Here is a 10,299-nt window from a genome sequence, read left to right as displayed (position 1 = left end):
TCGATTTGATAGAAAGCCGTTTAAATGAAATTAATCAGCTTAAACGTAAATATGGGAAAACCATTGAAGAAATCGTTGAGTATGGTTCGATGATTGAAGAGGAAATTGAAACTTTGCAAAACCGTGAAACGCATATCGTTAAACTGGAAGCTCAAATTAAATCTATACGAGCTGATTTACTTGTAGAAGCGAAGAATTTATCGGAACTTCGGCAAACCTATGCTAAACAGCTTACTGATCATATTCAGAAGGAGTTACAAGAGCTGTATATGGAAAAAACGATTTTTGAAGCACATTTCCATAAAACAGCGTTTACCTTTACAGACGCGGACGAAGTGGGGAAAAACGGTCTTGACAGTATGGAATTTTATTTGTCAACGAATCCCGGTGAACCGTTAAAACCACTATCAAAAATTGCCTCTGGCGGAGAATTATCACGGATTATGCTTGCCCTGAAAAGCATTTTCTCTAAACATCAGGGGATTACTTCCATTATTTTTGATGAAGTCGATACTGGAGTCAGCGGAAGAGTCGCCCAAGCCATTGCAGAAAAAATTCATCAAGTTGCTTCAGGCTCACAAGTGTTATGTATTTCCCACTTGCCTCAGGTAGCGGCAATGGCTGATATTCATTTGTTTATTGCGAAGAATATCAAAGATGGCCGAACAAATACATCAGTGAAATCATTAAATGAAGAGGATAAAATTAAAGAAATCGGCCGCATGATCTCAGGAGTCGAAATTACCAACTTGACGAAGGAACATGCTCGTGAATTAATCCTTCAGGCAGATCAAAAAAAGTATGTTAAATAGGCTTTGTCCTATAAGCACCAACAGAAATCATAATTGAATTTTATAAACAATGTAAAGCTATCCAAAAACGGATAGCTTTTATTTTATCCTTGGGTTATAAATGACTGCTGCAAAGGCAAAATTAAAGGGGTAGCCATTTATATCGCGAGGAGGAGAGAAAACAGCTTGAAAAAAGAATGGATTAGAAAAATCATCGGTGGAATTCTCCTTATTTCGCTACTAACACTTGGGTTATATCAGCCATTCCGTGAATTTATGACTATTCCCAGAAAAGTTGTACTTTTCGAAGGGGATCACTATACGTTTTCTAAGGCATTGCCCGTTTCTGCAACTGTATTTTCTCCAGATAATAGCATATCTATCCAAAATGATCATTCAGCTTTAACTGTAGGTGGAGAGAAGCCTGGGAAAAATCAAGTATTATTTGATGTAGCGGGTTTTCCGATAAAAAAGGTTGATGTACAAGTTCTAAAGAATTTTAAGGTTATTCCCGGCGGACAATCAATAGGCGTCAAACTGAATACACTAGGAGTACTTGTAGTGGGTCACCATCTGGTTGATACCAAAGAAGGGAAAAGATCACCTGGTGAAAGTGCCAAGGTAGAGGTTGGAGATATTATCACGAAGATTAATGGACAAGTAATAAAGAAAATGTCAGATGTGACTCCATTTGTCCAGCAAGCAGGTGAAAGCGGCAAGCCGCTGCAACTAGTTATTAACCGAGAAAATGAGACCATTGACACAACACTTAAGCCTCTGAAAGATAAAAATGAAGGCAGTTTTAAGCTCGGTTTATATATCCGGGATTCAGCAGCAGGAATCGGGACCATGACTTTCTATCACCCTGATTCAAAAAAATATGGTGCACTCGGGCATGTGATTTCGGATATGGATACGAAGAAACCAATCATCGTAAAAGATGGGGAAATAGTTCGTTCTACAGTGACTTCCATAGAAAAAGGAAGCAACGGCGAGCCTGGTGAGAAACTCGCTCGATTTTCCCCTGATCGCGAAGTAATTGGAACCATTAACCGAAATAGTCCATTTGGCATCTTTGGAAAAATGAACGGAAAAAATGATAATAAATTGACAGCAAATAAACCACTTCCCATTTCACTTTCACATGAAGTGAAGGAAGGTCCTGCTAAGATATTGACCGTTGTAGATGGATCGACTGTGGAGGAGTATGATATCGAAATTGTTAGTACCATCCCACAAAAGTTTCCGGCCATTAAAGGAATGGTGATCAAGGTCACCGATAAAGAGCTTTTAGCTAAAACAGGCGGAATTGTTCAAGGTATGAGCGGCAGTCCAATTATCCAGAATGGGAAGCTTATTGGTGCAGTAACTCATGTGTTTGTTAACGATCCAACGAGTGGATATGGAGTTCATATTGAATGGATGCTTAACGATGCGGGCATCAATATATATGAAAAAGAAGAAACTCAGTCAAAAGCAAGTTAACACCCAAAGGCTGCCGAGAAATCTTCGGCAGCCATTCTTGTTATCACGGAACATTCAGATTTTTACTTATAGAGAAATTTCACATTTTCACTTGTTATGTGTTAATATACGGTAATAAGAGATTATTCGACAAAACCAACAGGTCAGAGCGAATAACGTCGAAAACTTGAGAGAACACGAGAAAAATAAAGATTTCCTATAAATTACCCTAAAATAAAGGGAATATAGTTTTCATTGTCGAAAAGTTCAATTACAATGATTATATAGATAATTAGAAAAAATGACCAATTGTAGTTGAGGAGGAATTTTAACGTGGATAAAATTAAGGTGTGTGTCGTAGATGACAACCGGGAACTCGTCTCGTTATTGGAAGAGTATATTTCAGCCAAAGAAGATATGGAAGTAATTGGGGTTGCACATAACGGTCAAGATTGCTTGAGTTTATTAGAAACAATCGAACCCGATATCTTGATTTTGGACATTATTATGCCTCATTTAGATGGACTGGCTGTTCTGGAGAAATTACGTGATCAGAGACGCAATAAAATGCCAAGTGTAATTATGCTTACTGCTTTTGGTCAAGAAGATGTAACCAAAAAGGCTGTTGATTTAGGCGCATCTTATTTTATTTTGAAGCCATTTGATATGGAAAACTTGGCGGGGCATATCCGTCAAGTCAGCGGCAGAGAATCCATGTTAAAAAAATCCTCCCACTTTAATTATCGCAGCCCTGTTGAGCAAAAACCAAAAAATCTTGATGCAAGTATAACAAGTATCATTCATGAAATTGGGGTTCCAGCTCATATTAAAGGCTATCTATATTTGCGAGAAGCTATTTCCATGGTCTATAACGATATTGAATTACTTGGATCGATTACGAAAGTTCTATATCCTGATATCGCTAAGAAATATAACACAACCGCAAGCCGTGTAGAACGGGCAATCCGGCACGCAATCGAAGTGGCATGGAGCCGTGGGAATATAGAATCCATTTCAACGTTATTCGGATATACAGTGTCCATGACGAAAGCAAAACCTACTAATTCAGAGTTTATCGCCATGGTCGCAGACAAATTGCGCCTCGAGCATAAGGCTTCTTGAAAAAGGTAAAAGGCTTTACAACATTTAGTAATCCATTCACCTAAGATTGACCATTGAATGTGAATGATTCACTGGTCTTTTATAAGCTCGATGTACGGTAGTCAGTGGGACGATAGAAGTCAACTTAGTTGTTGGCTTTTTTTTTATTTAATCTGCCAAAATATTCTTTAGATTACTCATCTAATTCTCCTTAATATGGTAATATAGTTGTATACAATGGTAGAAAGGAATCATTTATGGAAATCGAAAAGAATGGGTATTTTTTACTAGAAGAAGTAAATCATGTGTTATACATAACAATGTACCAAAAGGGATTCTCCTTACTTACCTTCAATGAACTTATCGCTAAACACCCGCGGATTAATTTGAATCGATTTAAGGAATTAAGATTGGCAATTACTTCTGGCTACGGCGAGAAGGTGCATATTGGTGATCTTAAACCAGAAATAGAATGTACGGTTGCTGAGGATAAAATGTCCGCGTTTATTACGTTAAATTGTACGGAAGAGGCTATAAGGAACGAACGTACCTATTTCACGTCGGAAATTATAAACTGTTTACATAATCATTCAGTCAAGGAAGGAATCATGATGGACATCCTTTCAGGTCAAATGGCTGTTAACAAGGAAGTTTTAATTGCAAGGGGAATAGAGCCCGTTGACGGACTAGATGCGGTTATCACCTATTTTAAACGCTCTGTCCGAAAACCCACAATCAGGGAAGATGGAAAAGCAGACTATTATGATATGAATTTTTTAGATGAAGTGAAAACTGGAGATTGGCTGGGTGAAAAAATTCCAGCAACAAAGGGCACACCTGGGAAAACGATTACCGGAGAATACGTCGTCCAAAAAAATGGGAAAAACAAAAAGTTAGTATTTGATCAGAAGACTGTTGAAGCGTGCGAAGAGAATGGGAAAATTGTTCTTCGGGCTTTAAGGGATGGCGTAGTCGAAACGCTGGGCGGGAAAATACAAGTTGGCGATCATTTGATCATTAATGGTGATGTGGGTGTTGAAACAGGTAATATTGATTTCAATGGAAGTATTACCATTAACGGAACCGTTTGTGAAAATTATTCTGTGAAAGCAACAAAAGATCTGGCTATTGAAAGCGAACACGGAATCAGCCATTGTGACAGAATTGAATCAGTTACTGGTGATATTTATATTCGAGGCGGTATTTTTGGGAAAGGAAAATCCGTGGTGAAGGCTGGAAAAAACATTTATGTTAAACATGCGAATGAGTGTTTTCTGGAAGCTTTAGGAACGATACATATTGGATACTATGCGTTAGGCAGTCATTTAAAGGCTAATCATATTATCGCGGATGAAAAGAACGGGAAGTTAATTGGCGGGGTAATAGAAGCACGCGGGAAAGTAAATGCTGCTATAGTTGGGAACCGGCTTGAACGAAAGACCATCATTCAGGTTGCAGGGTTCGATCGAAAAAAGGTTGAAAAGGATTTAAAAGAAACGTTATTAGAATACAAAGCAAATATACTTAAGATGGAGCAGCTGAAGCAGAAAATAGAGTTATTTGATTCGATAGAGGGCGAGACAAATGTTCATCAAAAGTTTCAATATGAACAATTAAAAAAAACCTATGATCAAATAATGGTTACGATTTTCCAACATGATGAGAAGCGGCGTTATCTAATGGATATGCTTGAAATCAAAGGTGATGGAGAAGTGACCATAGGACAAATGGCGTTTCCAGATACCTATTTGGAAATAAAAAGCCTTCAAAGAAATATCAAAGAATCAATAAAAGGGACTTTCTTTGCTGAGAATAATAATATGCACTTCGAGTAAATAAGTATATTAGATAAATCGAGCTGTTCCTTCATAGATATAACTGAACGTTATTATCTAAAGGAGCGGGTGTACAATGAAAATATTCGCTCATCGAGGAGCAGCAGGAACCTATCCAGAGAATACTATGGTCGCATTCATTGAGGCAAAACGAAGCGGCGCAGATGGAATTGAGCTTGATGTTCAGCTTTCTAAAGATGGAATTCCAGTAGTCATACATGATGAAACGCTGAACAGAACGACAAATGGAAGTGGATTTGTTAAGGATCAAACCATGGAAGAGATGAAGAAGCTGAATGCAGGGTATAAGTTTGAAAAGCAGCTGGTCAAAAGAACCTCAATTCCAAGTCTTCAGGAGGTATTCGAATGGATTCAGCACACCGATTTATTATGTAATATTGAACTTAAAAATGGGCTTTTTTTCTATCCAGGACTTGAGGAAAAAGTAATCCAGCTTGTTAGAGGATATGGATTAGAGGAACGGACAATTCTTTCGTCTTTCAATCACTATTCCCTAGTTTATGCTTGGCGTCTTGCTCCTGAAATTGAAACAGCTCCATTGTATCGAGACGGGATCTATATGCCTTGGGTATATGCCAGCTCAATAGGTTCTAGAGGAATGCATCCTTCCATACATTCCGTACCAGATGCGTTAATCATTGATGCAATGGCCTATGGAATTCAGGTACGACCCTATACCATCAATAAGGAAGAAGATGTTAAAAGACTATTAAGTATCAATTGCAGCGCAATCATCACTGATTTTCCTGAACGAGCGGTGAAGATTAGGGAATATTATAGCAGGAAGTAATGACTAAAAACCCGGCCGAGTTAGGCCGGGTTTTTGTCGTAAAGAGAAGTTATTGCTTTTTTTCTATAGATTGGCTAAAACGGGACTGAACTTTATTTTTCTTTCGGTCACGATGTAGTACGAATCCTGCGATAAAACCAATGCCGCCAATCATTAAAATAAGTCCCACAAGAAATTGCAGCCAAAGAAAAGGGTATGGGGAAAGCTTTATACCAAATACCATATCCCTCATTATTTTGATTCCATATGCCGCGAAAGCTCCGGGAATGAAGAGGATTAAAAATGCCACCAGCCGTCTCATAATTGTTTCCCTTCTGAAAAAGAATTCCTTCTCAAAATGATAAGGTATATTAAAAATTTGTCAAGCTGTCTATAGTTGTTTAAGATGAAGAGAAATAAGAATATTTTATATATTATTCACGGATATGTTTAACACACAGGGAGGAAGTTGATTGCAGACAGTCATGATTGTTGGTGCTGGAAAAAGGGGAAGTGCCATTTTAAATCTCTTGCTTGAAAGCGGCAAATTCACTGTGTCTTGGGTCATTGATTTGCAAATTACGGCAGAAGGCATCCAACTAGCCAAAAAATTAGGAATACCTACAAAAACGGACTGGCGAGAGATAGACCCTTCATCGGTAGATGTAATTATTGAAGCGACAAAAAATAAAGTGGTATTTAAAGAAATTGTGCATGTCTTCAGTGGGAAGGCACTCATCATTCCGGGTAGTCTCGCTTATCTTATTGCCCAGTTATTTAATGAAAAGAAAGAGTTAATACATAGACTTGAAAACGAAGCTACGAAGCACGAATTAATTTTTAATACGACAAATGATGGTATGATTGTTATAGATAGACAGGGAAATATTATTCTATTCAATGGCAGTGCGGAACGAATGACAGGCGAAAGAAGAATCGATGTCCTTGGTAAACCGATTAAGACGATAATTCCTAATACCAGGCTTCCTGTAATTTTACAATCAAAACGCAGGGAAATTAATCAAGAGCATGTGTTAAAAAGCGGCATGAAAATTATCACCACAAGAATTCCATTGCTTGATGAGTCAAATGAGGCAATCGGAGCGATTGCGGTTTTTAAAGATATTACGGAGGTTGTTGATTTAGCGGAACAGATTACCGACTTGAAGGAAATTCAAATAATGCTTGAGGCCATTATTCAATCAAGTGATGACGCCATTTCAGTCGTGGACGAGCAAGGCCGTGGGATGCTGATCAATCGGGCATATACGAGGCTGACGGGGTTGACGAATGAAGAAGTGATTGGGAAACCAGCTGATGCAGATATTTATCAAGGGGATAGTATGCATATGCAAGTTCTCCAAACAAGAAGAGCTGTACGGGGAACGAATATGAAAATCGGCCAAAAACGTAAAGAAGTGATAGTCAACGTGGCACCAATCATTGTTGATGGTCATGTTAAAGGCAGTGTGGGGGTCATTCATGATGTTTCTGAAATTCGTCAATTGAATCAGGAATTAAATCGGGCTCGGCAGATCATTCGAACGCTTGAAGCGAAATATACCTTCGAAGATATCATTGGTCAATCTGAAGAAATGCAGCTGCCGATTGAACAGGCAAAGTTAAGTGCGCGAACACCTGTAACGGTTTTGCTCCGAGGCGAGTCAGGAACAGGTAAAGAACTATTTGCTCACGCCATACACAATGCCAGTGAGCGGAAATTCAATAAATTTGTCCGTGTGAATTGTGCTGCTATATCCGAATCCTTACTTGAAAGTGAATTGTTTGGTTACGACGAAGGAGCATTTTCTGGAGCTAAGCGCGGAGGGAAAAAAGGGCTTTTTGAAGAAGCGGATAATGGCAGTATCTTTCTTGATGAAATTGGTGAATTGGCCCCTTCTCTTCAAGCGAAGCTGTTAAGAGTTCTTCAAGAATCAGAAATTGTCCGGGTCGGCGGCACGAAGCCTATCTCAATCAATGTGCGTGTCATCGCAGCCACGAACAGTAATCTAGAGAAGGAAATAGCAAACGGCGGATTTCGTGAAGATTTATATTTTCGTTTAAATCGTATGCCAATCTATATTGCTCCTCTTCGAAAACGAAAGGAAGATATTGAAGAATTGGCGATGCACCTTATCCAAAAGATAAATTTGGAATATGGACGGAATATTGAAGGAATCACAGAAGGTGCTCTTTCTCGATTGAAACATTCTGAATGGCCCGGAAATGTGCGGGAGCTTGAGAATATATTAGGACGGGCGATTATTTTTATGAAACAAAGTGAAGTAATAATGGATGAGAAATACATACCAGACTTCTTAGACTCTTCGGATTCCATAAAAGAGGATAATCCTGAAATAAGGAATACAAGCGCCCCATTAGCTTCTATGGTGGAGCGTTATGAATGCGGCCTAATTAAAGAGGCACTGCAGAAAAACAAGCAAAATAAAACGAAAACGGCTGAATTTCTGGGAATTTCGATTCGAAACCTGTATTATAAAATGGAAAAATATAATCTTGAAAAAACTGGCATGCAATAATTTGCACAGTATGCTAATTATTGCATGCCAATACGTGGGTACATCCACTAAAAGAAGAAAAGTATGCTGGCATGCAAATTGCATACTATATTTAGCACGCATAAAGCCATAAAAACAGGCGTGGCCCTAACATTAGTGGTCATACCACTAATAGGTTGTTTTATTTACTCACAGTTAATTGTCATGACATTAGAGGGGGATTTATCAATGGAGATTTTCACTTATATGGAGAAATATGATTACGAACAGCTTTTATTTTGTCAGGATAAACAATCAGGCTTAAAGGCGATCGTCGCCATTCACGATACAACACTCGGACCAGCTCTTGGGGGAACAAGAATGTGGACCTACGAATCAGAGGATGCAGCGATTGAGGATGCTCTTCGTCTTGCCAAAGGCATGACATATAAAAATGCTGCAGCAGGTTTGAATTTAGGCGGTGGCAAGACGGTCATTATCGGTGACCCTCGTAAGGATAAAAATGAAGAAATGTTCCGCGCTTTTGGACGTTATATCCAAGGTTTAAATGGCAGATATATTACGGCTGAAGATGTTGGGACAACTGTTGCAGATATGGATATTATTCATGAAGAAACTGACTTTGTAACGGGTATATCACCAGCATTCGGTTCTTCAGGTAATCCTTCACCGGTTACTGCTTATGGGGTTTATAGAGGAATGAAGGCAGCTGCTAAAGCTGCGTTTGGTACAGATTCTCTTGAAGGCAAGACAGTGGCCGTACAAGGGGTCGGCAATGTTGCTTATAATTTATTGCGTCACCTGCATGAAGAAGGGGCTAAGCTTGTTGTGACGGACATCAATAAGGAAGCCGTTCAACGAGCAGTTGATGAGTTTGGAGCAAAGGCAGTGGATCCGAACGATATCTATGATGTTGATTGTGATATCTATGCTCCTTGTGCGCTAGGCGCAGTAATTAATGACCAAACGATTTCTAGAATTAAAGCGAAGGTTATTGCAGGAGCAGCGAATAATCAGCTGAAGGATCCTATTCATGGTGATCAAATTCATGAAATGGGTATTGTGTATGCACCGGATTATGTGATTAACGCGGGCGGCGTAATTAATGTAGCAGATGAATTATACGGTTATAATCGTGAGCGTGCCCTTAAAAAGGTTGAAGGGGTATATGCAAGTATTGAAAAGGTAATTAATATTGCTAAACGTGACGGAATTCCAACGTACAAAGCAGCTGACCGAATGGTCGAAGAACGCATTGAACGGATGAGAAACTCGCGCAGTCAATTTTTACAAAATGAAAAGCATATTCTGAATCGCCGTAAATAAGGACTCTTTGATCACGAGAAAGAAATGGATTAGTTAGTAAATGTAGGAGGTTCAATTATGGCTGAAGAATATGATTTAGTAATACTTGGAGGCGGAACGGGTGGTTATGTAGCTGCGATCCGTGCTTCACAACTAGGATTAAAAACAGCAATTGTTGAAAAAGGAAAACTCGGCGGCACATGCCTGCATAAAGGCTGTATCCCTTCAAAGGCGTTATTACGCAGTGCTGAAGTTTATCATACAGCCCTAAAAAGTGAAGATTATGGCGTCATGCTTGGTGACGTGAAACTTGATTTCCCTAAAGTTCAACAGCGGAAAGAAAAAATTGTCAATCAGCTTTACGCAGGTGTTCAGCATTTAATGAAGCAGGGGAAAATTGATGTTTTTGAAGGAATTGGCAGAATACTTGGACCGTCTATTTTTTCTCCACTGCCAGGTACCATATCAGTTGAAATGAATAACGGAAACGAAAA

Annotated in this window: 9 protein-coding genes; 8 read left to right on the top strand and 1 reads right to left on the bottom strand. The window is 39.0% G+C overall.

The features are described from left to right. The 5 genes from AC52RT_RS05780 to AC52RT_RS05760 all read left to right on the top strand — a co-directional run. The coding region (locus AC52RT_RS05780) for a DNA repair protein RecN (protein WP_495539862.1) at positions 1–812 on the top strand (812 nt) is incomplete at its 5' end. A 165-nt stretch (positions 813–977) separates the two neighbouring features. Next, positions 978–2,276 (top strand): SpoIVB peptidase, encoded by a 1,299-nt coding sequence (gene spoIVB / locus AC52RT_RS05775; RefSeq protein ID WP_495539861.1) that lies wholly within the window; start codon positions 978–980, stop codon positions 2,274–2,276. A 312-nt stretch (positions 2,277–2,588) separates the two neighbouring features. Then, the gene (gene spo0A, locus AC52RT_RS05770; RefSeq protein WP_495539860.1) at positions 2,589–3,377 is read left to right on the top strand and encodes a sporulation transcription factor Spo0A; all 789 of its coding nucleotides are present in this window, start codon (positions 2,589–2,591) and stop codon (positions 3,375–3,377) included. 236 nt (positions 3,378–3,613) lie between these two features. Further along, positions 3,614–5,191 (top strand): flagellar assembly protein A, encoded by a 1,578-nt coding sequence (locus tag AC52RT_RS05765; protein WP_495539859.1) that lies wholly within the window; start codon positions 3,614–3,616, stop codon positions 5,189–5,191. A 76-nt stretch (positions 5,192–5,267) separates the two neighbouring features. After that, on the top strand, positions 5,268–6,002 hold the full coding sequence (locus AC52RT_RS05760; RefSeq protein WP_495539858.1) for a glycerophosphodiester phosphodiesterase: 735 nt from the start codon (positions 5,268–5,270) through the stop codon (positions 6,000–6,002). Positions 6,003–6,051: 49 nt separating this feature from the next. Here the strand turns inward: AC52RT_RS05760 and AC52RT_RS05755 are convergent, their stop codons facing one another. Next, positions 6,052–6,303 (bottom strand): DUF2627 domain-containing protein, encoded by a 252-nt coding sequence (locus tag AC52RT_RS05755; RefSeq protein WP_495539857.1) that lies wholly within the window; start codon positions 6,301–6,303, stop codon positions 6,052–6,054. A gap of 151 nt (positions 6,304–6,454) precedes the next feature. Between AC52RT_RS05755 and AC52RT_RS05750 the strand changes: the two genes are divergently transcribed. The 3 genes from AC52RT_RS05750 to AC52RT_RS05740 form a co-directional block, all read left to right on the top strand. Next, entirely contained in the window at positions 6,455–8,521 is a 2,067-nt protein-coding gene (locus AC52RT_RS05750) for a sigma-54 interaction domain-containing protein (protein ID WP_495539856.1), read from the top strand. A 207-nt stretch (positions 8,522–8,728) separates the two neighbouring features. After that, positions 8,729–9,826, top strand: coding sequence for a branched-chain amino acid dehydrogenase (gene bcd / locus AC52RT_RS05745; protein WP_495539855.1), 1,098 nt, complete (start codon positions 8,729–8,731; stop codon positions 9,824–9,826). Between the two features lie 57 nt (positions 9,827–9,883). Continuing rightward, positions 9,884–10,299, top strand: a 416-nt coding sequence (locus tag AC52RT_RS05740; protein ID WP_495539854.1) for an FAD-dependent oxidoreductase, incomplete at its 3' end; no start/stop codon positions are given.

It is taken from the genome of Peribacillus sp., assembly GCF_059453735.1.
The sequence above is the reverse complement of the archived record's forward strand: the minus strand, read 5'-3'. Positions and strand labels throughout refer to the sequence as shown.